The organism is Pseudomonas sp. S1_E05, assembly GCF_056337105.1.
Window position 1 is genome coordinate 1,176,435 of the sequence record NZ_JBFRHM010000001.1, and the last position, 21,767, is coordinate 1,198,201.

Genomic DNA, 21,767 nt, shown 5'->3' on the forward strand with positions numbered 1-21,767 from the left:
GCCCATTGAAATCAGCCAGCCCATGACAGCCCAGCCGCTTTTAAGACAGGTCTTCCCACGCTACTGGAGCGTTGGGTTGGTGGTGATGGTGCTGTTGATGGTAGCCGCATTTGCGACGGTGCAAGCCAAGTCCTATGGCGACATCGAGCGCCAGCGCATCGACAAGGTGTTCCCGCAGACGGACAAGGTCTCGGAGCCGGAAGGCAAGTTCAAGGTGCGCACCATCTCCGCAGCAGGGACGGTGGTCGGTTACGTCTTCCAGAGCCTCGACGTGGTGGACATTCCGGCCTACTCCGGCAAGCCGATCAATACCCAGGTAATCCTCGATACGGCCGGCGTGATCCAGGATGCCTATGTGCTGGAACACCACGAGCCCATCCTGCTGATTGGCATTCCCGAAGAAAAACTCCACGGTTTCAGCGCGCGCTACAAAGGCATCAAGGTCACGCAGCGGGTGGTGGTCGGCCGCTCCAGCGACACGAGCGCCGTGACGGTGGATGCCATCGCCGGCGCCACGGTGACCGCCATGGTGGTCAACGAAGTGATCATGCGCGCTGCCCATGATGTGGCCGTGTCGCTCAAGCTGGTGGCCGATACCGGTGGAATGCGGAAAAAACCGGCCATCGTGCGCCAGGACGTTTACCAGCCCGCCACCTGGGAGCAGCTCACCGGTGACGGCTCGATCCGCCGCCTCAACCTGACCCGTGGCCAGGTCGACGCCGCCTTCAAGGGCACCGAAGCCGAAGGCGTGGAAAATGCCAGCCCCGATCAGGTCAACGACACCTTCATCGATCTGTACACCGCCGACCTCAACCCGCCGACCATTGGCCGTGCATTGCTGGGCGACAACCAATATCGCTTCCTGATGCAAGAGCTCAAGCCGGGCGAGCAGGCCATCGCCGTACTCGGCCGTGGGCAGTATTCGTTCAAGGGCTCGGGCTACGTGCGCGGCGGGATCTTCGATCGGGTGCAATTGCGCCAGTTCGGCAACGTCATCAGCTTCCGCGACATGGACCATCAACGGCTGTCCGACGTGTTCGCCCAAGGCATGCCGGAATTCGATGAGCTGTCGGTGTTCATCGTTCGCAAGGCTGCCGCGTTCGATCCAGGTTCGCCGTGGTCGCTGGAGCTGCTGGTACGCCGGCAGACCGGGCCGGTCAACGGTATCTTCAGCAGCTTCGAAGTGGGTTACCAACTGCCCGAACAGTACATCGAACGCCCGGCGCCGACCGCAGAAGAACTGGCGGCCGTCGAGGAAGCCAACCGGCCGATGTGGTTGAACATCTGGTATCAGAAGCAATTCCAGATCGCCGTGCTGGCCAGCGCGCTGTTGTTGCTGACCGCCATCCTGTTCCTGCAGGACAAGTTCACCCGCCAGCCGCGCTTCCTGCATTGGCTGCGCCGTGGCTACCTGATGTTCACCGTGGTGTTCATGGGGTGGTATGCCCTGGGGCAACTGTCGGTGGTCAACGTGCTGACGTTCGTCCACGCGCTATTCCAGAACTTCCGTTGGGAGCTGTTCCTCACCGATCCCTTGATTTTCATGCTCTGGGTGTTCACGGCCGCGAGCATCCTGTTGTGGGGCCGTGGTGTGTTCTGCGGCTGGCTGTGTCCGTTCGGCGCGTTGCAGGAGCTCATCAACGAGGCCGCACGCAAGCTGAAAATCCCGCAATACGAATTGCCGTTCGCCGTGCATGAGCGGCTGTGGGCGATCAAGTACATCATTTTGCTGCTGCTGTTCGGTCTCTCGCTGGAATCGATGTCCACCGCCGAACAATTCGCTGAAGTCGAACCCTTCAAGACCGCCATCACCCTGCGCTTCGACCGCCAGTGGTGGTTCGTGCTCTACGCGGTGGCGTTGCTGGTCATCAACATTTTTACGCGCAAGGTTTACTGCCGCTACATCTGCCCGCTGGGCGCGGCACTGGCGATCCCGACCAAGCTGCGCCTGTTCGACTGGCTCAAACGGCGCAAGGAGTGCGGCAACCCTTGTCAGTTGTGCGCCAAGGAATGCGAGATCCAGGCCATCCATCCCGATGGCCGGATCAATGCCAACGAGTGCCACTACTGCCTCGATTGCCAGATGACTTATCACAACGACAACAAATGCCCGCCGCTGATCAACAAGCGCAAGAAGCGCAACAAGTCAGCACCGGTCACAGCACAACTGATCCCCGTCGTGGAAGTCGCCGCTTCTGAATGATTTCCATGAGCGCACCTGCGCAGTGTCCGTTTCCCTTCAAGGAGTAACGCAAGATGAGCGATAAAGAATCCAAAAAAACCGGACAGGAAGAAGAGCAGGCGGGTCTGAGCCGGCGTGGCTTCCTGGGTGGCAGCGCCATGACCGGTGCGGTGCTGGCGGGCGCCACGGCCCTGGGTGGAACCGTGTTCACCCGTGAATCCTGGGCGGCGGCGGTCAAGGACGCGCAGTCGAAAATCCATGTGGGTCCCGGCGAGCTCGACGAGTACTACGGCTTCTGGAGCGGCGGTCACCAGGGTGAAGTGCGCGTCCTGGGCGTGCCGTCCATGCGTGAGTTGATGCGTATTCCGGTGTTCAACGTCGACTCCGCCACCGGTTGGGGCCTGACCAACGAAAGCAAGGCGATTCTGGGCGACAGTGCCAAGTACCAGAATGGCGACTGCCACCACCCGCACATCTCCATGACCGACGGCAAGTACGACGGCAAATACCTGTTCATCAATGACAAGGCCAACTCGCGCGTCGCGCGTATCCGCCTGGACATCATGAAGTGCGACAAGATTCTCACCGTGCCGAACGTGCAAGCGATCCACGGTCTGCGCCTGCAAAAAGTGCCGTACACCAAATACGTGTTCGCCAACGCCGAGTTCATCATCCCGCATCCCAATGATGGTCACACGTTCGACCTGCAGGACAAAAACAGCTACACCATGTTCAACGCCATCGACGCCGAGAAAATGGAGATGGCGTTCCAGGTGATCGTCGACGGCAACCTCGATAACTCCGATGCCGATTACTCGGGCAAGTACGCGGCGTCGACCTGCTACAACTCGGAAAAGGCTTTCGACCTTGGCGGCATGATGCGCAACGAGCGCGACTGGGTGGTGGTGTTCAACATCCCGCGCATTGAGGCCGCGATCAAGGCCGGTAAATTCACGACGCTACCCGGCTCCAAAGTGCCGGTGGTCGACGGTCGCAAGACCGATGGCAAGGATTCCGAATTTACCCGCTACATCCCCGTGCCAAAGAACCCGCATGGTTGCAACACGTCCTCCGATGGCAAGTATTTCATTGCTGCCGGCAAACTCTCGCCCACCGTATCGATGATCGAGATTGCCCGTCTGGATGATCTGTTCAACGACAAGATCAAGGACCCCCGCGAGGTCATCGCCGCCGAGCCGGAGTTGGGCCTTGGCCCGCTGCACACCACCTTCGACGGTCGCGGCAATGCCTACACCACGCTGTTCATCGACAGCCAGGTGGTGAAGTGGAACATGGCCGACGCCGTGCGTGCCTACAAGGGCGAGAAGGTCAACTACATCAAGCAAAAGCTCGATGTGCACTACCAGCCAGGCCACAACCATGCGTCCCTGACCGAAACCAGTGAAGCTGACGGCAAGTGGCTGGTGGTGTTGTGCAAATTCTCCAAGGACCGCTTCCTGCCAACCGGCCCGCTGCACCCGGAAAACGACCAGTTGATCGACATTTCCGGCGAAGAAATGAAACTGGTGCACGACGGTCCGGCATTCGCCGAGCCCCACGACTGCATCCTGGCGCGCCGCGACCAGATCAAGACCAAGAAGATCTGGGACCGCAACGACCCATTCTTCGCTCCGACCGTGGCGCGGGCCAAGAAAGACGGGATCAACCTGGAGACCGACAACAAGGTCATTCGCGACGGCAAGAAAGTGCGGGTCTACATGACCTCCATGGCACCGGCGTACGGGCTGACCGAGTTCACCGTCAAGCAGGGCGACGAAGTCACCGTGACGATCACCAACATTGACCAGATCGAGGACGTGTCCCACGGTTTTGTCATGACCAACCACGGCGCGAGCATGGAGATCAGCCCGCAGCAAACGTCGTCCATCACCTTCAAGGCTGACCAGCCTGGCGTGCATTGGTACTACTGCAGCTGGTTCTGCCATGCGCTGCACATGGAAATGGTCGGCCGCATGTTGGTCGAACCGGCCTGACGGGTGGTTGAGGACAGGAGTGCAGCGATGACCGAAATCCTGGGCAACCCGATCAAGGTGATCGTGTTCGCGCTCCTGTCGATGTCCGGCAGTGCGTTGGCCGTGCAACCCATTACCGATCTGCCGCTGCAACAGGACGCGCAGCAACGCTGGCACCTGCCGGCGGGCGAGTATCGGGGCTCGTTCAGCGTCGATTCGCCGATGCAGATCGTCTGTGAACCCGGCGCTGTGTTTCAGGCGCAGGGGCAGGGGAATGGGGTGACGGTCAGCGCACCCGACGTGACGATCGAGGGCTGTACCTTTCTCGATTGGGGGCATGATCTCACCGCCATGAACTCGGCAGTGTTCCTGCAACCCAAGGCCCGGGGTGCCGTGATCAAGGGCAACCGCATGCAAGGGCAGGGCTTTGGTATCTGGGTCGACAGTACCCACGATGCCAGCCTGATCGACAACGACATTCAGGGTGATCCGACGCTGCGCTCGCAGGATCGCGGCAATGGCATTCACCTGTATGCCGTGCGGGGGGCCAAAGTCATTGGCAACCACGTGCGCGAAGCCCGCGATGGCATCTACATCGACACCTCCAACGGCAACCTGCTGCAAGGCAACACGCTCGAAGACCTTCGTTATGGCGTGCACTACATGTTCGCCAACGACAACCAGGTCATCGACAACATCACCCGCCGCACCCGCACCGGCTATGCCCTGATGCAAAGCCGCAAGCTGACGGTGACCGGCAACCGCTCCGAACAGGATCAGAACTACGGGATCCTGATGAACTACATCACCTATTCCACATTGCGGGACAACTTCGTCAGTGACGTGCGCGACGGCTCCACCGGCGACACCATGATCACCGGCGCCGAAGGCAAGGCGTTGTTCATCTACAACTCGCTGTTCAACAGCATCGAACACAACCACTTCGAGCGCAGCGCCGTGGGCATCCACCTCACGGCCGGCTCGGAGGACAACCGCATCGCCGACAACGCCTTTGTCGGCAACCAGCGCCAGGTCAAGTACGTCGCCACCCGTTTGCAGGAATGGTCGATCGACGGCCGGGGCAACTACTGGAGCGACTACCTGGGCTGGGACCGCAATAACGACGGCCTGGGCGATATCGCCTACGAACCCAACGACAACGTCGACCGCCTGCTGTGGATGTACCCTCAGGTACGCCTGCTGATGAACAGCCCGGGCATCGAGTTGTTGCGCTGGGTGCAACGGGCGTTTCCGGTGATGAAGTCGCCGGGCGTGATGGACAGCCATCCGCTGATGAAATCGACCACTGAAACACTGATCAAGGAGCCCATCGGATGAATGTCATCGACATCGAAGGCGTCAGCCAGCGCTATGGGCAGACCACCGTTTTGCATGATTTGAACCTGAGCCTGGGCGAGGGCGAAGTGTTGGGCCTGTTCGGCCATAACGGTGCGGGCAAGACCACCAGCATGAAACTGGTGCTCGGTTTGCTGGAAGCCAGCGACGGCCAGGTGCGGGTATTTGGCCGCCAGCCCAGCGATCCGCACGTGCGGCGTCTGCTCGGTTACCTGCCGGAGAACGTGACGTTTTATCCGCAGATGAGCGGCCTGGAAACCTTGCGCCATTTTGCCCGCCTCAAGGGCGCTTCGAACGCTCAGGTGGACCAGTTGCTGGAGGAGGTCGGCCTGGCGGCTGCGGCGCGCAGGCGTGTGAAGACCTACTCCAAGGGCATGCGTCAACGGCTCGGCCTGGCCCAGGCGCTGCTGGGCGAGCCTCGCCTGTTGCTGCTGGACGAGCCGACCGTCGGCCTCGATCCGATTGCCACCCAGGACCTGTACCGCCTGCTCGACCGCCTGCGGGGCCAGGGCACCAGCATCATCATCTGCTCCCACGTGCTGCCGGGGGTCGAGGCGCACATCAACCGCGCCGCGATCCTGACCCAGGGCCGGCTGCTGGCGCTCGGCAGCCTGCGCAAGTTGCGCGAAGACGCGGGCCTGCCGACGCTGATCCGTGCCAACGGCCTAAAGCGCGCAGGGTCCTTGCAGACTTCCTGGAACATCGACGGGCACGTCACCCAGCGCTGGGGCGTGGAAGGGCTGGAAGTGGCGGCGCTCAATGGCAGCAAGCTGCGCCTGTTGCGTCAGCTACTCAACGAGGACGACCCAAGCGACGTGGAAATTGCCCCTCCGTCCCTGGAAGACCTCTATCGCTATTACATGGGGCAGGCCGGTGTACACGCCAAGGGAGAGACCGCATGAACCCAATCTGGAACATGGCCCGCAAGGAGTTCAGCGATGGCCTGCGCAACCGCTGGTTGCTGGCGATCAGCCTGTTGTTCGCGGTGCTGGCCACTGGCATTGCCTGGCTGGGTGCAGCGGCGTCCGGGCAACTGGGGTTCACCTCGGTGCCGGCGACCATCGCCAGCCTCGCCAGCCTGGCGACGTTCCTGATGCCGCTGATTGCCTTGCTGCTGGCTTATGACGCCATCGTCGGCGAGGACGAAAGCGGCACCTTGCTGTTGCTGCTCACGTATCCGCTGGGGCGCGGGCACATCCTGCTCGGCAAGTTCATCGGCCACGGCGGCATCCTCGCGCTGGCGACGCTGCTGGGTTTTGGCTGCGCGATGCTGGCGATCGCGGTGCTGGTCGACGACGTCGAACTGAGCCTACTGGTCTGGGCATTTGGTCGCTTCATGCTGTCGTCGACCTTGCTCGGTTGGGGCTTTCTGGGGCTCGCCTATGTGCTGAGCAGCGTCTCGGCCGAGAAATCCACCGCAGCCGGGCTGGCGCTGGGGGTGTGGTTCTTTTTTGTGCTGGTGTTCGACCTGGCGCTGCTGGCATTGCTGGTGCTCAGCGAAGGGCAGTTCAACCCCAAGGTGCTGCCTTGGTTGCTGTTGCTCAACCCGGCTGACGTCTATCGCTTGATCAATCTGTCCGGTTTCGATGGCGGCGCCACGACCGCCGGGGTGCTGACCCTGGGCAGCGATTTGCCGCTGCCGGGCGCCATGCTCTGGCTGTGCCTGTTGTTGTGGGTGGCGGCGCCGCTGGGTGCGGCCTGGCTGCTGTTCCGTCGCCGGGCGACCTGAATTCCTGTCTTGAAATGTTTGGAGTTGACGATGAGTACGCTTTATCTGAGAACCGTGGGCGCGGTGGCGGGCTTGATGGCTTGCCTGTTGCTGACCGGCTGTGACAAACCGGTCGAAGCCAGCAACAGCCTGCAGCCCGTCGCGTTTCATTCCAGTGACGAATGCCATGTCTGCGGCATGATCATCGGCGAGTTTCCGGGGCCCAAGGGCGAAGTGGTCGAGCGCAGCGGCGTGAAGAAATTCTGCAGCACGGCAGAAATGATTGGCTGGTGGCTACAGCCGGAGAACCAACACCGCGGTGCGAAACTGTATGTGCACGACATGGGCCGCGTGGCGTGGGACAAGCCCGATGATGCGCAATTGATCGATGCCAGGGATGCGTTCTACGTGGTGGGCACCCAGCTCAAGGGCGCGATGGGTGTGGTGCTGGCGTCGTTCTCCAGCAAGCACATGGCTGACAAACTGGCCGAAGAGCAGGGTGGGCGGGTGTTGCGCTTCAGCGAGATCGACCAGTCTGTACTGCAGCAGCCGGGGATGGCCGGGCATTCGATGCATTGATGGTGACTGACACACTGCTATCGCGAGCAGGCTCGCTCCCACAAAAGCTTCTGCCGTTCACAAATCGCCATTTTGAAAATCTGATCGCCGTCAAGTCGATATTCCCCCGCATGTTCAAAGATGAGCTCCCGTAAGGTCGCGAGTGCCCGGCATCGTCGATGCCCAGGAGAACATGATGAAAACCGAGTTTCAGGATCGTTTGGCGGTGATCACCGGCGCCAGTTCCGGCATTGGCCTGGCCTTGTGTGCGGCGCTGTTGCCGCGTGGGGTGAAGGTATTGGCCATGTCGCGGACGGTGGGAGAGTTGCCAACCTTGCAGCAGATCTATGGCGAGCGTTTGCAATGGCTGGCCGGCGATGTGACCTCTGAACTGGATTTGCAGGCGCTGGCGCGACGTGCAGCGGCGCTGGGACCGGTGGATTACCTGGTGCCGAATGCGGGCATTGCCGAAATGGCCGACAGTCTCGATTTGTCTGCCTTTGAGCGTCAGTGGGCAGTGAACGGGGCGGGTGCGCTGAATACGTTGGCGGCGTTGCGCGGTGAACTGGCGAGCCCGGCGTCGGTGGTGTTCGTTGGCAGTTTTCTCACCGGCTCGAGCTTCCCCGGCTTGGCCGCCTGCATCGCCAGCAAGGCCGCACTGGCAGCGCAGGCGCGTACTTTGGCGGTGGAGTTTGCCCCTTGTGATGTGCGCATCAACCTGGTTTCACCGGGCCCGACCGCCACCCCGATGTGGGACAACCTTGGCCTGAGCGACGGCGAGCTCGACAATGTCGCCGATCACCTGGGCAAGCGCTTGCTGCCCGGGCATTTCCTCGATGCCGCTGCGGTGGCCAACGTGATCGTCTTCCAGCTCTCCCAAGGCGCACGCGGTGTGTACGGCCAGGATTGGCGGGTGGATCACGGTTATACCCTGGCCTGACACATCCCCAACGAACACCACCTCCCTGTGGGAGCGGGCTTGCTCGCGAAGGCGGTGTGTCAGACGACGAATATATTGACTGACACGACGCCTTCGCGGGCAAGCCCGCTCCCACAGTGGGGTTGTGTGGTTTATGAATTGTGGACTAATGCGAAGTCCCTTCGGCAAACTCGATCTTGTTGCCCACGTTGTATTTGCCCGACGGTTTGTCCATCGGGATGCGTTTGATTTCCTTGAGGGTGTTGCTGTCGTAGACGATCAGTGCGCCGTCGGTGGCCCAGATGCTCAGCAGCAGGTGGCGGCCGTCGCGGGTGAATTCGACGTGGGCGGCGGTCTTGCCGGGCATCGGGCGCAGGGTGTGGGCGATTTCCAGCGTCTGTTTATCGATCAGGTGGATCGCATCGTTGTCCGGCCCGAAGAACACATCGGTCCAGGCATACCGTGAATTGACGTGACTGCGCATGAAGAAACCCGGCCCCAGCGTCGGGATTTCCTTGATCAGTTTCCAGGTCTTGAAGTCGATCACCGAGATCAGCCCCTTGCTGATGTTCGGCGTGGCGAACACCCACTCACCCTTACGCTTCCAGTACGTTCCGGAACCCAGGTGTGGCATGCCCGGCAGCGGGATGTCGGTGACGACCTTGCCGCTGTCCAGGTCGATCACCTGGCCACCCTTGGCCTTGCGCGAGGTGGCCAGCAGTTGCTTGTAGTCGGGTGAGAAGGAGAAGTCGTCGAGCATGTCCTCGGCCGGAATCCGCCGGGGTTCGAAATCGGGTGTGCCGGCGGTGGAGATTTCCCAGGCTTCTTTCACGTCCTTGAGCGCAACGATGAAGCTGTCCCGTGGGGGCGCGGTATAGACCGCGCTGACCCGCGAAGCCGTGCCATCCTGGCCTATCGTGGGAAGGGTCTTGACCGGCGACAGGTCCCGGGCATCGAGCACGACCAGGCTGCCTGGCAGATAGTTGCCCACCAGCACCCAGCGGCCGTCCTTGCTCACCGCCAGGTTGCGCGTATTGAGCCCGGCGCGGATCTCGGCAATCAGCTTCAGGTTGTTCAGGTCGTACAGGCTCACCCAGCCATCGCGTGATGCCACGTAGACAAAACGACCATCAGGGGAAAACTTTGGTCCGCCATGCACGGCAAAGTGCGAGGTGAACCGGGCCAGCACGTTGAAACGATCGCCATCGAGGATGTTGATGTGGTGATCGCCGGCTTCCACCACCACGAACAGGTTCAGTGGGTCGGCGCCGTGCTGTGGTGTGCTGGGCAGTTGCTTGATATCGGTGACGATGATGTGGCTGTTGCGAATGTCGTCGTCGGTCCACACCGGCGGGGTGGCGGGTGGCTGTTGCAGAAAGTCCGCCAAGGCGTCGATCTGCGCCGGGTTGAACACCGTGTTGAAGGCGGCCATCTGGCTGGCTGGGCGTCCGTTGCTGATCACCTTGCGGATCTCATCCGGCTTGATCCGGCTCAGGCTCTCCGGCAGCAACGCAGGCCCGGTGCCGCCAAACCGGGTGGCGCCGTGGCAGCTCTGGCAATGTTGCTGGTAGTTGCTGGCGGCCTCGGCCAGTGCGGCGGGCGTCGAGGCTGCGTGTGCCTGCGCGGCGCCGACAAGCAGCAGGGGAACGAGCAGCGCACCTTTCATAGCGCCACCTTACGGCGCTGCACGGCCTGTATCGGATAAAAACGCGCCGGGTGCTCCATGGGTTGCGTCGCGAACAGGTCGACGACCTTGCCGATCACGGTCAGCGTCGGAACCCCGGGCGGGCACTCCAGCGCCAGGGTCGGCAGTTGGTGCAGCGTGCCACGGACGACATGCTGATCGGGGCGCGAGCCATTGCTGATCAACGCCGCCGGCGTGTCGGCCGCGAGCCCGGCTTCGATCAGCTTGCGTGCGATGATGCCCAGGTTCGACAGCCCCATGTAAAACACCAGGGTCTGGCTGTCGTCGGCCAGGTCGTGCCACGGCAGATTCAAGTCGCCATCGTTGTGCAGGTGACCGGTGATGAAACGGCAGGAGTTGACCAGGTCACGATGGGTCAGGGGGATGCCGGCATAAGCGCTGCAACCGGAAGCGGCGGTAATGCCGGGCACGACCTGGCAATCGACGTTGCGCGCCAGCAGGTATTCCAGCTCTTCGGCACCCCGCCCGAAAATGAACGGATCGCCGCCCTTGAGCCGCACCACACGCTGGCCCTGGTCGGCCAGATCCACCAGCAACTGGTTGATTTGCTCCTGGGGCAAACTGTGGCAACCACTGGCCTTGCCAACGTAATGCCGGGCGCAGGTCAGCGGGATCAGCGTCAGCAGTTCCGGGCTGATCAGGCGGTCGTAGACCACGGCGTCGGCCTGCATCAACAGGCTCCAGGCGCGCAGGGTCAGCAGGCGCGGATCGCCGGGGCCGGCACCGACCAGGGCGACTTCGCCCGGTCTGAACAGGGACTCGAGTGTTGCCGGTAGAGCGATCGATAAAGGCATGGAACGTCCTTGGTGCTTCATCAGGTTGATCGGCCCCAGCCTTTTTAGGTGGTTGGCCGAACGGGCAATCAATGGGTGATGCAGGCAATCGCGTTGATCGGCGGCAGGCCGATTTCTTCATCGCTGAGGTGGCAACCGGGGTCCTGGCCCCAGAGGTCACCCTCGGCCCAGGCGCGGGTGCGGGTGTTGCCGTTGCAGATGGCCAGCCAGCGGCAATGGGCGCAGCGGCCGCCGACCTTGCGTGGGTGCACGCGCAATTGCTGCAACAAGGCGTCGGGTTGATCCAGCCACAAGGTTCGAAATGGCGTGCGCCGTACATTGCCCACCGAGTGCTGCCACCAGTAGGTGTCCGGGTGCACTTCGCCGGTGTTGTCGATGTTGGCGATGCCGCTGCCCGAGGCATTGCCGCCCCAGTCGAGCAGCATGCGTTCCAGGTGTGGAGCGTGCCGAGGCAGATGCTGCTGCACCCATTGCAGCATCAGGACGGCATCGGCGTCGTTGTTGCCGCTGACAAAATCGCTGTCCAGGCCTTGCTGGATGTCGGCCCAGGCTCGCTCGAAAATCAGCGTCATGGCTTCGCGGCTCATTTGTTGCCGTGCATCGAGCTTGCGGCTGCGTTTGCCACGACCGCTGTAGTTGAGATGCGAGAGGTAGAATTTCTGCACGTCGTATTCGCGCATCAGCTCCAGCAGTTGCGGCAGTTGCGCGTGGTTTTCCTGGGTGAGGGTGGTGCGCAGGCCCACGCGAATGCCTTGCTCGCGGCACAACTGGATGCCGCGCATGGAACTGGCAAAGCTGCCCTTGAGTTGGCGGAATTCGTCGTGGGTGGCCTCCAGGCCATCGATACTGATCCCGACATAATCGAATTGCGCCGCGCGGATGTGCGCGATGTTGTCTTCGTTGATCAACGTGCCGTTGGTGGACAGCGCGACAAAGAACCCCTTGGACCGGGCGTAGGCGCTCAGCACGAAGAGGTCATGGCGCAACAGCGGTTCGCCGCCGGACAGGATCAGCACCTTGACCCCGGCCTCGTGCAGGTCATCGATCACGGACATCGCCGTGGTGGTGTCCAGTTCGTCGCGAAACACACTGTCGGCCGAGGTGGCGTAACAGTGTTTGCAGGTCAGGTTGCAACGCCTGAGCAAATTCCAGATCACCACCGGTGCGCGATGGCTGCCCGGAGGGCGGGTCCTGGGGGCGGGCGCGGCGCCGGCCAGCGCTCGAAGGTATTGGCTGATCCTCAACATACGGCTCTCCTTGAGTCGGCGTGCGTTCAGTTTGACGGCAGGCGCAGCCCGGTTTTTTTCAGGATGCGGCTGCTGACCAGCATCTCATCGGCGGCGCAGGCATCGCCCAGCAGGTAGCGCAGGTGTTCGCGGTAGCTGTCGATTTCCTCGCTGCTGCGCCCATGCACCATGGCAAACAGGTTGTAGGGCCAGTCGGTGCGCCGTGGTCGGCGATAGCAGTGGCTGACGAAGGGCTGCGCGCCGATCAGCGCACCGAGGCGCGGCATGTCGGCGTCGCGCACGTCCCAGACGGTCATGCCGTTGAAGCGATAGCCCAGTCGGTAGTGGTTGGGCACGGCGGCGATGCGCCGGATGGCGCCCTCGGCCTGCAAGCGCTTGAGCAGGTCCAGGGTCGATTCGACGCTCAGGTCCATTTGCTCGGCGAGCCAGGCCCAGGGGTCCTCGACCAGCGGCAGGCCTGCCTGGGTCAATTCGATCAGGCGCTGTGCGAGGGTGTTCTCAGACCGGGAAATACAGACCGACATGGTAAGTCTCCTCTTTGGGCAGGTTGAGCAAGGGCAGGCCGGTCAGTGTCTCGATGTGCTGCAGGGTGTCGTTCAGGCGTTGTTCGGTGGCGCAGCCGAGGACGAACCACATGTTCCACTCGTGTTCGCGGCGATAGTTGTGCGCCACTTCCGGCAGGGCATGGAGTTGCGCCGCCACGTCGTCGAAACACTCTTCGGGCACCGCCAGCGCGGCCAGGGTGAAGGCACCGCCCAGTCGCTCGATGTCGAACATCGGGCCGAAGCGGGTGAGCACGCCGTCTTCGAGCAGCAGGTGCAGGCGGTCCAGCAGTTCGATGTCGCTACTGTCCAGTTCGGCGGCCAGCACTTTCCAGGGATGGCGTACCAGGGGCAGGCCCAGTTGCAGGCGATTGATCAATCGACGGTCGAGGTCATCCATGGGCGCAGGCTCGCGGTGTCGACGGGGCAAAACGCCCGCCGCATTGCTTGAAGGCGTGAGTGCTGAACAACAGTTGATGGGGCAGGTCACTCAGCAGATGCTCGGCCAGCAACGCCTTGATGTGCGCCTCGACCCGATCACGTTGGCGGCCGTGGACCATGCAGAACAGGTTGTAGCGCCATTGCGGCAGGCGTCGCGGACGTTGATAGCAGAGACTGACGTCAGGCGCTTGCCCCAAGCGCTTGCCGACTTCGTCGATCAAGGCGTCGGGCACATCGAGCACCAGCATGGCGTTGGCGGTGAACCCCAGGGCGCGATGGTTGAGCACCAGGCCGATCCGGCGGAACAACCCCTGCTCATGCCACTCGCGCATTTGCCCGAGCACCTGGTGTTCGTCGGCGTCGATCCGTTCGGCGAGCTCCTGATAAGGCCGCGAGACGCGGGGCAGGCCGCCTTCCAGATGCCGTCGCAGGGCCGTGGCCTGTCTGGGGTTCAAACTGCTTTGCATGGGCTGTCTCCCAGGGCGAATCCGAGGTCGATGCGGTAGGCCGTGAGCATGGGCAGGTCCAGCGGGGCAAGGCCGGTGTCGTGCTCCAGTTCTTCGAGTACGCGCTCGATGTGCTGGCGGTCGGGGCCGGTCAACACGAACCACAGGTTGTAGTGATGCTCGCGCGCGTAATTGTGATTGACCTCCGGATACTGACTGACGCGCTCGGCCACCTGGTGCAGGCGTTCGGTGGGCACGGCGAGGGCCGCGAGGGTGCTGGCACCGGCGCGACTGTGTTCGAACACCGGGCCGATGCGCGACAGGGCGCCGGCCAGTTCCAGGCGTTGCAGGCAAGCCATCACCTGCGCTTCGGTGCAACCGAGCACCTGGGCCATCTCCCGGTAGGGTTCGGCGCACAACGGCATCCCGTGCTGATAGCGATCGATCAGTTGGCGGCTGAGCAGGTCGAGGTCCATTTCAATAACCCATTTTTGTGCGCGGCTGCTGAAGAAAATGCCGCTCGGCGCAGTGGCGGGGAGGGTGCTCAGTGGCTTGAGGCTGTAAGGGTCCCAGACCTGTACCTCGTCGCCGTCACGCACGGACAACCACAACTGGTCGCCGCGCGAGGTGAATTCCATGTGCAGTACCCCCGGTCCAGGACGTAGGTCGGCGACCACCTGGTGGATTTCGGTGTCGATCACCTGGACCTTGTCGTTGTCGGGGTAGGCGAAGTTGACCCACAGTTGACGTCCGTCCGGGCGCGAGGTGACGAACACCGGTTGGCCGGCCACGGGAATCGCGGCGGTCTGTTTCCAGGTGCGGGCGTCCATCACCAGCACTTGATGCCGACCGACTGCCGGCACGAATGCCTGGTTGTCGGCAACGGCCCAGCCTTCCAGGTGGGGCATCTTGTACACCGGCAGTTTTTCCTGTCCGCGTCCGTAGTCGCCAAGCACGCGTTTCACGCCGCGTTCGGGGTGCCAGAGGTCGAGCTGGGCCATGCCGTCTTCGCCGAACAGGCCGGCCATGTAGTAGCGACCGTCCGGCGTGATCAGCGCGTCATAGGGTTGTTGGCCGATGCCGGGGTAACGGGTGATTTCAGGTGTGTTGCCCTGGCTGAAGTCGGCGACCCAGATCTCGCCGGTATCGAACAGGCTGAACACGAAACGCTGGCCGGGGGCGTCCACCAGACCCACTGTGCGCGAGCGCTTGCTGCCGTCGGCCAACGGTGTGGCGGGGATGTCGGCCACTTGCTCCAGGGTGCGTGCATCGAACACCTTGACCCCGCCGGGCACGTAGTTGGACACGGCGATCAATTTGCCGTCCTGGCTGATGGCACCGCCGATGGCGTTGCCGCCCTGGATCACGCGATGGTCGATGCGTTGGGTCAAGAGGTCGATCTTGCTCAAACCGCCATCGCGACCGAACACGTAGGCGTAGCGCTGGTCACGCGAGTACACCACCGATGCATGGGACAGGTCGCCCAGGCCCTCGATTCGGGAGAGCGCGGTGCGAGTGTCGCTTTCGATAATCTGCACGCTGCCGGTGGCGCGCTCGACCACCACACCGAGATCGCCGGTGCCACGCAACGGTGTTTGGGTGCAGCCGGACAGCAACACGCCGATGGCGGCTGCAAGCACAGTGGAGCGGATCATGGTGCGGGGTATCCCTGCAGAAGAAGGTCGACCAGCCAGCCGATGTCATCGGGGCCGAGCAACGGGGCCCAGCCAGGCATGGCGGTGCCAGGCCGGCCGTGGGTGACGGTGGCAATCAGGCTGTCCCTGGATTTGCCGGCCAGGGCTGTGCGAGTCAGCTCGGGCCCAAGCCCGCCGGTCATGTGCAGGCCATGGCAGGCGCCGCAATCCTGGACCAGCAGGTGTTCGAGTTTCGCCTGACGCTGGGCGTCAGGCGACGCAACCGAGGTTGCGCAAAAGAGGAGGAGGGCCGCCAGGACGACGATGTGTCGGTAGATGCTCATGACGCCCTCCTTGTTGGTTATTTGAGGCTCAGTACCCAGTTCGCCAGGATCTTGGCTTCTTCATCCGTCACCGGGTTGGCCGGCATCGGCATGGCCCCCCAGTTACCCTGGGTGCCGTTCTTGATGTGGCTGGCCAGGGTGTCGGCGGCGCCGGCGACTCCAGCGTTTTTCTTCGCCACATCCTTGAGTGCCGGACCGACCAGCTTGGCGTCGATCGAGTGGCAGGCTGCGCACGGTTTGGCCTTGAACAGCGTCGGTCCGTCTTCGGCCATGACCGGTTGCACGCTGAGTGCGGCAGTCAGGGCGAGCAGTGAAAGCAATGTATTTTTCATGGTGTTTCCTTGTATTGATGAAGCTCAATAGATGTCGTGTTGGGTGTTGTAAACGTTGAATTTGCCAGTTGGCGTGATGAGGCGCTTGTCCTTGATCACTGTTTTGAGCTTCAGCGTTTTGTCGTCGATCACGACCAGTGCGGACTCATCCGACTGACCACTCCACACGGAGAACCAGACCTCGTCGCCAGCCTTGTTGTATTCCGGTTGCACGACGCGCATGGCGCCTTCCTTGATGCCTGCGTATTCGGCGATGGGCAGCACGGTGTAGCCGGCGTCGAGCTTGTCGATGTTGAACACCGCCACGGACTGGCTGATCTTGGCGTCCGGGTTGAGGGTGGTGTCGACATACAGGTGACGGGAGTTGGGGTGGGTCTTGATGAACAGCGAACCACCGCCCTGGCCCTTGAGCGAGGCCACTTGTTTCCAGGCGTATTGCGGGTGTTTGGCCGGGTCGGTGCCGATCAGCGAAATGCCTTCGTCACCCAGGTGGCTGGTGGCCCAGACCGGTCCGTAGGTGGGGTGATTGAAGTTGGCGCCACGACCCGGGTGCGGGATCTTGCCCACGTCCACCAGGGAGGTCAGCTTGCGATCCTTGGAGTCGATCACGGCCACCTTGTTGGAGTTGTTCGCAGCGGTCATGAAGTAGCGGTGCGAGCTGTCCCAACCACCGTCATGCAGGAACGGTGCGGCGTCGATGTAGGTGATGTTGAGGTTCTTGATGTCTTCGTAATTGACCAGCATGACCTTGCCGGTTTCCTTGACGTTAACGATGAACTCAGGCCATTCGTGGGAGGCGATGATCGCCGCGACCCGAGGTTCGGGGTGGTATTCCTGCTTGTCGACGGTCATGCCGCGAGTCGAAACGATCTGTTTCGGCTCCAGGGTTTCGCCGTCCATGATGGTGAACTGTGGCGGCCAGTAGGAACCGGCAATGGTGTATTTGTCTTCGTAGCCCTTGAACTTGGAGGTCTCCACCGAGCGTGCTTCGATACCGACCTTGACTTCGGCCACCTTGGTGGGCTCGGCCGGCCACAGGTCGATCATGTCGATGCGGGCATCGCGGCCGATCACCAGCAGGTAGCGACCGGAAGCGGAAATCCGCGAGATGTGCACCGCGTAACCGGTCTCGATCAGCTTGACGATTTTCTTGGTGTCGCCGTCGATCAGGGCGATCTTGCCGTCATCGCGCAGGGTCACCGAGAACAGGTTCGGCAGGTTGAGTTTACTCAGCTGTTTCTTCGGACGATCCTCAGGCTTGACCAGGACTTTCCAGGTTTTCAGCGTCTCGGCCATGCCCCATTCCGGCGGGGTAGGCGGCGTGTGCTGGACGAACTTGGCCATGGAGGTGATCTGCTCCTTGGTCAGTGCATTGGAGGTGCCCCAGTTCGGCATGCCTGCGGGCGAGCCGTAAGTGATCAGGGCTTCCAGGTAGGCCTGGCCACGGGATGTGGTGATGTCCGGTGTCAGCGGTTTGCCGGTAGCACCCTTGCGCAGTACGCCGTGGCAACCGGCGCAGCGCTGGAAGTAGATTTCCTTGGACGAGTCGAACTCGGCCTGGCTCATGTCCGGCGCCCCGGCGCTGGTCACCATGGCCGCCTTGACGGGTGCGGGGGCTGCCTCGCCGGCCCCTACGGCGTGACTCATGGCGAGTGTTGAAAACAGTGTGGCGGCAGTCACAGCTAACGTTTTTCTATTACTGATCAGCATTCCATTTCTCCTCAGGCTGGACCTCTTCTATGTGCCCAGACGACAGCACAGGACGCAGGTTCTTAGTGCGCTGCAAGGCTATGCCGGAGCGCGGTAAAGGCTGCTTGACGGTGATCAAGTTTGCCGGCCATGGCGCTTGCCAAGTTGTCGCAGGGGCTCGTAGCGTGTGACCCAAATCCGCTGTTAATTCAGGTGCTTCATGGACCTCAGCCACTCACGCGACATCAATCCCGAACCCTTCTACCAGCCTCTGAACAACGAGCAGGTACTGTTCGAACAGGCCTGGCACCACGGCATGCCGGTGCTGATCAAAGGCCCGACCGGTTGCGGCAAGACGCGCTTCGTCCAGCACATGGCGCACCGCTTGAACCTGCCGCTGTACACGGTGGCCTGTCATGACGATTTGAGTGCCGCTGACCTGATCGGTCGGCACCTGATTGGCGCCCAGGGGACCTGGTGGCAGGACGGCCCGCTGACCCGCGCGGTGCGCGAAGGCGGCATCTGCTACCTGGACGAAGTGGTCGAGGCGCGGCAGGACACGGCGGTGGTGTTGCACCCGCTGGCCGATGACCGTCGCGAACTGTTCCTGGACCGCACCGGCGAAGTGCTGAAGGCGCCACCGTCGTTCATGCTGGTGGTGTCCTACAACCCGGGTTACCAGAACCTGCTCAAGGGCATGAAACCCAGTACCCGCCAGCGTTTTGTGGCGATGCGTTTCGATTACCCGCCGGTGGCCGAGGAAGAGCGCATCGTCGCTCGCGAGGCGCAGGTGGACAGCGCGTTGGCGGCGCAGGTGGTGAAGTTGGGGCAGGCGCTGCGCCGGCTCGATCAGCATGACCTGGAAGAAGTGGCCTCGACCCGGCTGCTGATTTTCACTGCACGCATGATCCGCTCCGGCATGAGCCCGCGCGAGGCGTGCATGGCCTGCCTGGCCGAGCCCTTGAGCGATGATCCGCTGACTGTCGCGGCGCTGATGGGCGTGGTCGATGTCCATTTCGGCTGATTCGGCACGCGTATCACCCGTCCACTTGCCGGGCGATCTGGCGATGTGGTTTTTCATCCTCGCCGAGCTGTCGGTGTTCGCGCTGCTGATCCTGGCGTTCGCCGTGACCCAGGCGATCAAGCCGCAATTGTTCGCCGACAGCCGCGCCTTGCTCGACACCTCCACCGGCCTGGCGATGACCCTCAGCCTGCTCACGGCAGGGTTGTTCGCCGCGCTGGCCCAGGAGCAGGTGCGTCACTCGCAGCCGCGTCGAGGTGCACTCCTGCTGCTGGCGGCGCTGCTCGCTGGCAGTGTGTATGTGGTGTTGAAACTCACCGAGTACCGGCACCTTCTGGCCAACGGGCTGGGCATGGAGCACAACACGTTTTTCACCCTGTACTGGATCCTCACGGGATTTCATTTCGTCCACGTGCTGCTGGGCATGTTCATCCTTGCCTGGTTGGCCCTGCGCTGCCGCCGTGGCCTGTACAGCGCCGACAATCGCGGTGGTTTCGAATCCGGCGTGCTGTATTGGCACATGGTCGACCTGATCTGGGTGGTGTTGTTTCCGCTGGTCTACGTACTGAATTGAGGCGAGGGCTTATGTCGGCTTCCCGATTGCTGTGGATGTGCTGGGCTGCGCTGGCGACATTAAGCGTGTGCACGGTCGTGCTCGCACATTCCGGCGCCACCGCGTGGTTGTCGATCACCATCCTGCTGGTCGCGGTGGCCAAGGCCTGGCTGATCACCGAAGGCTTCATGGAGCTGCGCCGCGCCCCACGCCTGTGGCGCCGCCTGATGCTCGCCTGGGCACTGCTCCTGGCCGCACTCATCGCGCTGACGCTTTTAGCTTGAGGCTTGAGGCTTGCAGCTTGAAACTTGCAGCTGCCTTAATCCATCTGCTTTTCTTGATTGCCATCAAGCGGTTTTAAGCCCCTCGGTTCCTATCATGGACTCGCCAAGCAATGAGGAAGCGACCATGTCAGAGACCTTCACCAAGGGCATGGCCAGGAATATCTACTTCGGGGGAAGCGTGTTCTTCTTCCTGATATTCCTGGCCTTGACCTACCACACAGAACAGACCTTTCCGGAGCGCAGTAACGTCGAGCAGTTAACCGAGTCGGTGATACGCGGCAAGACAGTCTGGGAGCAAAACAACTGCATCGGCTGCCATACGCTGCTGGGCGAGGGCGCTTACTTCGCGCCTGAGCTGGGCAACGTGTTCCAGCGTCGCGGCGGCGAGGAAGGCTTCAAGCCGTTCCTGCAGGCGTGGATGAAAATGCAGCCGTTGGGCGTACCCGGTCGGCGGGCGATGCCTCAGTTCCACCTCAAGGAGCAGGAGGTCAACGACCTCTCCGAGTTCCTCAAGTGGAGCTCGAAGATCAATACCAACAACTGGCCGCCAAACAAGGAGGGTTGAGAGATGAGTATTTCTAATCCGCATCTGAAATTCGCCTCGCAAGCCGTGGCCAAGCCGTACTTCGTGTTCGCCCTGATGCTGTTCCTCGGCCAGGTGCTGTTCGGTTTGATCATGGGCTTGCAATACGTGATCGGCGACTTCCTGTTCCCGGTCATTCCGTTCAACGTGGCGCGGATGGTTCATACCAACCTGCTGATCGTGTGGCTGCTGTTTGGCTTCATGGGCGCGGCCTACTACCTGATTCCCGAGGAGGCGGACCGCGAGCTGCACAGTCCGAAACTGGCGATCCTGCTGTTCTGGGTGTTCGCCGCAGCGGGTGTGCTGACCATCCTCGGTTACCTGCTGGTGCCGTACGCTGGCCTCGCCAAACTGACGCACAACGAGTTGCTGCCGACCATGGGGCGTGAGTTCCTGGAGCAGCCGACCATCACCAAGATGGGCATTGTGGTCGTCTGCCTGGGCTTTCTCTACAACATCGGCATGACCCTGCTCAAAGGTCGCAAGACCACCGTCAGCATGGTGATGATGACCGGGTTGATCGGCCTTGCGGTGTTCTTCCTGTTCTCCTTCTACAACCCCGATAACCTGGCCCGTGACAAGTTCTACTGGTGGTGGGTGGTGCATCTGTGGGTGGAAGGCGTCTGGGAACTGATCATGGGTTCGATGCTGGCCTTCGTCCTGATCAAGATCACCGGTGTCGACCGCGAAGTCGTGGAGAAATGGCTGTACGTGATCATCGCCATGGCGCTGATTACCGGGATCATCGGTACCGGTCACCACTTCTTCTGGATTGGTGCCCCCGAGGTCTGGCTGTGGGTGGGCTCGATCTTCTCCGCCATGGAACCGCTGCCGTTCCTGGCCATGGTGATGTTCGCCTTCAGCATGGTGAAAAAACGTCGTCGGCAACACCCCAACCGTGCGGCCACCCTGTGGGCCAAGGGCACCACCGTCACCGCGTTCTTCGGGGCGGGCGTCTGGGGGTTCCTGCACACCCTGGCACCGGTCAACTACTACACCCACGGTACGCAATTGACGGCGGCCCACGGTCACCTGGCCTTCTACGGCGCCTACGCCATGATCGTCATGACCCTGATCAGCTACGCCATGCCACGCTTGCGCGGCTTGGGTGAAGCGGCAGACGAGCGTTCGCAGACCCTCGAAGTCTGGGGCTTCTGGCTGATGACCCTGTCGATGGTGGCGATTACGCTGTTCCTCACCGCCGCGGGTGCCGTGCAGGTCTACCTGCAACGCTGGCAGGCTGATGGCCTGGCCATGCCGTTCATGGCCACGGTCGATCACCTTCAAGTGCTGTTCTGGGCTCGCCTGGCTTCGGGTGTGGCGTTCCTCGGCGGCTTGGTCTGCTACCTGTGCAGCTTCCGCCAGCGTGGTCGCGCCGCGTTGCGGGCTCCCGCACCGGTAGTCCCTTCATGAGTGCAAGTAACGGCTAGAAAAGGTCGGCCCGGCTGGTACAGCG

General features: G+C 62.1%; 22 protein-coding genes and 1 pseudogene. 12 read left to right on the forward strand and 11 right to left on the reverse strand.

The window, feature by feature from the left end; genetic code table 11:
• Positions 1 to 22: 22 nt before the first annotated feature.
• From nosR to AB4N33_RS05510, 7 genes are all read left to right on the forward strand, one after another.
• Positions 23 to 2,203 carry a transcriptional regulator NosR gene (gene nosR, locus AB4N33_RS05480; protein ID WP_476456647.1) on the forward strand — a complete coding sequence of 727 codons (2,181 nt, stop codon included), beginning with the start codon at positions 23 to 25 and terminating at the stop codon, positions 2,201 to 2,203.
• Between the two features lie 53 nt (positions 2,204 to 2,256).
• Positions 2,257 to 4,176 carry a TAT-dependent nitrous-oxide reductase gene (gene nosZ / locus AB4N33_RS05485; RefSeq protein ID WP_476456648.1) on the forward strand — a complete coding sequence of 640 codons (1,920 nt, stop codon included), beginning with the start codon at positions 2,257 to 2,259 and terminating at the stop codon, positions 4,174 to 4,176.
• A 27-nt stretch (positions 4,177 to 4,203) separates the two neighbouring features.
• Positions 4,204 to 5,493: a nitrous oxide reductase family maturation protein NosD gene (locus AB4N33_RS05490; RefSeq protein WP_476456649.1), complete on the forward strand. Its 1,290-nt coding sequence runs from the start codon at positions 4,204 to 4,206 to the stop codon at positions 5,491 to 5,493.
• A complete protein-coding gene (locus tag AB4N33_RS05495) occupies positions 5,490 to 6,413 on the forward strand; it encodes an ABC transporter ATP-binding protein (protein ID WP_460124002.1) in 924 nt (307 codons plus the stop codon). Before AB4N33_RS05490 ends, AB4N33_RS05495 begins: the two co-directional genes overlap by 4 nt.
• Positions 6,410 to 7,240, forward strand: a complete 831-nt coding sequence (locus AB4N33_RS05500; RefSeq protein WP_010466093.1) for an ABC transporter permease — start codon at positions 6,410 to 6,412, stop codon at positions 7,238 to 7,240. Before AB4N33_RS05495 ends, AB4N33_RS05500 begins: the two co-directional genes overlap by 4 nt.
• 30 nt (positions 7,241 to 7,270) lie before the next feature.
• On the forward strand, positions 7,271 to 7,798 hold the full coding sequence (locus AB4N33_RS05505; RefSeq protein WP_010466091.1) for a nitrous oxide reductase accessory protein NosL: 528 nt from the start codon (positions 7,271 to 7,273) through the stop codon (positions 7,796 to 7,798).
• 175 nt (positions 7,799 to 7,973) lie between these two features.
• The gene (locus AB4N33_RS05510; protein ID WP_010466089.1) at positions 7,974 to 8,717 is read left to right on the forward strand and encodes an SDR family oxidoreductase; all 744 of its coding nucleotides are present in this window, start codon (positions 7,974 to 7,976) and stop codon (positions 8,715 to 8,717) included.
• 145 nt (positions 8,718 to 8,862) lie between these two features.
• Here AB4N33_RS05510 and AB4N33_RS05515 read toward each other — a convergent pair whose 3' ends face one another.
• The 11 genes and pseudogenes from AB4N33_RS05515 to nirS all read right to left on the reverse strand — a co-directional run bounded on the left by AB4N33_RS05515 (position 8,863) and on the right by nirS (position 17,891).
• Positions 8,863 to 10,362, reverse strand: coding sequence for a cytochrome D1 domain-containing protein (locus AB4N33_RS05515; RefSeq protein WP_476456650.1), 1,500 nt, complete (start codon positions 10,360 to 10,362; stop codon positions 8,863 to 8,865).
• The gene (cobA, locus tag AB4N33_RS05520; protein ID WP_460124010.1) at positions 10,359 to 11,195 is read right to left on the reverse strand and encodes a uroporphyrinogen-III C-methyltransferase; all 837 of its coding nucleotides are present in this window, start codon (positions 11,193 to 11,195) and stop codon (positions 10,359 to 10,361) included. The genes AB4N33_RS05515 and cobA overlap by 4 nt, the downstream gene beginning before the upstream one ends.
• A gap of 68 nt (positions 11,196 to 11,263) precedes the next feature.
• Positions 11,264 to 12,442 carry a heme d1 biosynthesis radical SAM protein NirJ gene (nirJ, locus tag AB4N33_RS05525; protein WP_476456651.1) on the reverse strand — a complete coding sequence of 393 codons (1,179 nt, stop codon included), beginning with the start codon at positions 12,440 to 12,442 and terminating at the stop codon, positions 11,264 to 11,266.
• 26 nt (positions 12,443 to 12,468) lie between these two features.
• Positions 12,469 to 12,966 carry a siroheme decarboxylase subunit beta gene (gene ahbB / locus AB4N33_RS05530; protein ID WP_010466081.1) on the reverse strand — a complete coding sequence of 166 codons (498 nt, stop codon included), beginning with the start codon at positions 12,964 to 12,966 and terminating at the stop codon, positions 12,469 to 12,471.
• A complete protein-coding gene (locus AB4N33_RS05535) occupies positions 12,941 to 13,384 on the reverse strand; it encodes an Lrp/AsnC family transcriptional regulator (protein ID WP_010466079.1) in 444 nt (147 codons plus the stop codon). The genes ahbB (AB4N33_RS05530) and AB4N33_RS05535 overlap by 26 nt, the downstream gene beginning before the upstream one ends.
• Complete coding sequence (ahbB, locus tag AB4N33_RS05540) at positions 13,377 to 13,892, reverse strand: siroheme decarboxylase subunit beta (RefSeq protein ID WP_010466077.1); 516 nt, start codon at positions 13,890 to 13,892, stop codon at positions 13,377 to 13,379. Before ahbB (AB4N33_RS05540) ends, AB4N33_RS05535 begins: the two co-directional genes overlap by 8 nt.
• Positions 13,877 to 14,347 (reverse strand): Lrp/AsnC family transcriptional regulator, encoded by a 471-nt coding sequence (locus AB4N33_RS05545; RefSeq protein WP_010466075.1) that lies wholly within the window; start codon positions 14,345 to 14,347, stop codon positions 13,877 to 13,879. Before AB4N33_RS05545 ends, ahbB (AB4N33_RS05540) begins: the two co-directional genes overlap by 16 nt.
• Positions 14,348 to 14,362: 15 nt before the next feature.
• Positions 14,363 to 15,526: pseudogene (locus tag AB4N33_RS05550) on the reverse strand (cytochrome D1 domain-containing protein); the annotation flags it as partial.
• Complete coding sequence (locus AB4N33_RS05555) at positions 15,523 to 15,849, reverse strand: c-type cytochrome (RefSeq protein ID WP_460124020.1); 327 nt, start codon at positions 15,847 to 15,849, stop codon at positions 15,523 to 15,525. The pseudogene AB4N33_RS05550 and the gene AB4N33_RS05555, both read right to left, overlap by 4 nt.
• Before the next feature lie 17 nt (positions 15,850 to 15,866).
• On the reverse strand, positions 15,867 to 16,181 hold the full coding sequence (locus tag AB4N33_RS05560; RefSeq protein ID WP_476456652.1) for a c-type cytochrome: 315 nt from the start codon (positions 16,179 to 16,181) through the stop codon (positions 15,867 to 15,869).
• 24 nt (positions 16,182 to 16,205) lie between these two features.
• Positions 16,206 to 17,891, reverse strand: coding sequence for a nitrite reductase (nirS, locus tag AB4N33_RS05565; RefSeq protein ID WP_460124023.1), 1,686 nt, complete (start codon positions 17,889 to 17,891; stop codon positions 16,206 to 16,208).
• A gap of 199 nt (positions 17,892 to 18,090) precedes the next feature.
• On the opposite strand from nirS, the gene AB4N33_RS05570 reads away from it, so the two are divergent.
• The 5 genes from AB4N33_RS05570 to AB4N33_RS05590 all read left to right on the forward strand — a co-directional run bounded on the left by AB4N33_RS05570 (position 18,091) and on the right by AB4N33_RS05590 (position 21,724).
• Positions 18,091 to 18,894 (forward strand): AAA family ATPase, encoded by an 804-nt coding sequence (locus tag AB4N33_RS05570; protein ID WP_476456653.1) that lies wholly within the window; start codon positions 18,091 to 18,093, stop codon positions 18,892 to 18,894.
• Complete coding sequence (locus AB4N33_RS05575) at positions 18,878 to 19,465, forward strand: cytochrome c oxidase subunit 3 family protein (RefSeq protein ID WP_476456654.1); 588 nt, start codon at positions 18,878 to 18,880, stop codon at positions 19,463 to 19,465. Before AB4N33_RS05570 ends, AB4N33_RS05575 begins: the two co-directional genes overlap by 17 nt.
• Positions 19,466 to 19,476: 11 nt before the next feature.
• Positions 19,477 to 19,728, forward strand: a complete 252-nt coding sequence (locus AB4N33_RS05580) for a cytochrome C oxidase subunit IV family protein (protein WP_476456655.1) — start codon at positions 19,477 to 19,479, stop codon at positions 19,726 to 19,728.
• A 124-nt stretch (positions 19,729 to 19,852) separates the two neighbouring features.
• Entirely contained in the window at positions 19,853 to 20,293 is a 441-nt protein-coding gene (locus tag AB4N33_RS05585) for a c-type cytochrome (RefSeq protein ID WP_460124034.1), read from the forward strand.
• 3 nt (positions 20,294 to 20,296) lie between these two features.
• Positions 20,297 to 21,724: a cbb3-type cytochrome c oxidase subunit I gene (locus AB4N33_RS05590; protein ID WP_460124036.1), complete on the forward strand. Its 1,428-nt coding sequence runs from the start codon at positions 20,297 to 20,299 to the stop codon at positions 21,722 to 21,724.
• Positions 21,725 to 21,767: the final 43 nt, after the last annotated feature.

What these genes read in the sequence shown, in the direction of transcription:
- nosR (WP_476456647.1), top strand. Translation starts at nt 23, where the DNA reads ATGACAGCCCAGCCGCTTTTAAGACAGGTCTTCCCACGCTACTGGAGC.
- nosZ (WP_476456648.1), top strand. Translation starts at nt 2,257, where the DNA reads ATGAGCGATAAAGAATCCAAAAAAACCGGACAGGAAGAAGAGCAGGCG.
- AB4N33_RS05490 (WP_476456649.1), top strand. Translation starts at nt 4,204, where the DNA reads ATGACCGAAATCCTGGGCAACCCGATCAAGGTGATCGTGTTCGCGCTC.
- AB4N33_RS05495 (WP_460124002.1), top strand. Translation starts at nt 5,490, where the DNA reads ATGAATGTCATCGACATCGAAGGCGTCAGCCAGCGCTATGGGCAGACC.
- AB4N33_RS05500 (WP_010466093.1), top strand. Translation starts at nt 6,410, where the DNA reads ATGAACCCAATCTGGAACATGGCCCGCAAGGAGTTCAGCGATGGCCTG.
- AB4N33_RS05505 (WP_010466091.1), top strand. Translation starts at nt 7,271, where the DNA reads ATGAGTACGCTTTATCTGAGAACCGTGGGCGCGGTGGCGGGCTTGATG.
- AB4N33_RS05510 (WP_010466089.1), top strand. Translation starts at nt 7,974, where the DNA reads ATGAAAACCGAGTTTCAGGATCGTTTGGCGGTGATCACCGGCGCCAGT.
- AB4N33_RS05515 (WP_476456650.1), bottom strand. Translation starts at nt 10,362, where the DNA reads ATGAAAGGTGCGCTGCTCGTTCCCCTGCTGCTTGTCGGCGCCGCGCAG.
- cobA (WP_460124010.1), bottom strand. Translation starts at nt 11,195, where the DNA reads ATGCCTTTATCGATCGCTCTACCGGCAACACTCGAGTCCCTGTTCAGA.
- nirJ (WP_476456651.1), bottom strand. Translation starts at nt 12,442, where the DNA reads ATGTTGAGGATCAGCCAATACCTTCGAGCGCTGGCCGGCGCCGCGCCC.
- ahbB (WP_010466081.1), bottom strand. Translation starts at nt 12,966, where the DNA reads ATGTCGGTCTGTATTTCCCGGTCTGAGAACACCCTCGCACAGCGCCTG.
- AB4N33_RS05535 (WP_010466079.1), bottom strand. Translation starts at nt 13,384, where the DNA reads ATGGATGACCTCGACCGTCGATTGATCAATCGCCTGCAACTGGGCCTG.
- ahbB (WP_010466077.1), bottom strand. Translation starts at nt 13,892, where the DNA reads ATGCAAAGCAGTTTGAACCCCAGACAGGCCACGGCCCTGCGACGGCAT.
- AB4N33_RS05545 (WP_010466075.1), bottom strand. Translation starts at nt 14,347, where the DNA reads ATGGACCTCGACCTGCTCAGCCGCCAACTGATCGATCGCTATCAGCAC.
- AB4N33_RS05555 (WP_460124020.1), bottom strand. Translation starts at nt 15,849, where the DNA reads ATGAGCATCTACCGACACATCGTCGTCCTGGCGGCCCTCCTCCTCTTT.
- AB4N33_RS05560 (WP_476456652.1), bottom strand. Translation starts at nt 16,181, where the DNA reads ATGAAAAATACATTGCTTTCACTGCTCGCCCTGACTGCCGCACTCAGC.
- nirS (WP_460124023.1), bottom strand. Translation starts at nt 17,891, where the DNA reads ATGCTGATCAGTAATAGAAAAACGTTAGCTGTGACTGCCGCCACACTG.
- AB4N33_RS05570 (WP_476456653.1), top strand. Translation starts at nt 18,091, where the DNA reads ATGGACCTCAGCCACTCACGCGACATCAATCCCGAACCCTTCTACCAG.
- AB4N33_RS05575 (WP_476456654.1), top strand. Translation starts at nt 18,878, where the DNA reads ATGTCCATTTCGGCTGATTCGGCACGCGTATCACCCGTCCACTTGCCG.
- AB4N33_RS05580 (WP_476456655.1), top strand. Translation starts at nt 19,477, where the DNA reads ATGTCGGCTTCCCGATTGCTGTGGATGTGCTGGGCTGCGCTGGCGACA.
- AB4N33_RS05585 (WP_460124034.1), top strand. Translation starts at nt 19,853, where the DNA reads ATGTCAGAGACCTTCACCAAGGGCATGGCCAGGAATATCTACTTCGGG.
- AB4N33_RS05590 (WP_460124036.1), top strand. Translation starts at nt 20,297, where the DNA reads ATGAGTATTTCTAATCCGCATCTGAAATTCGCCTCGCAAGCCGTGGCC.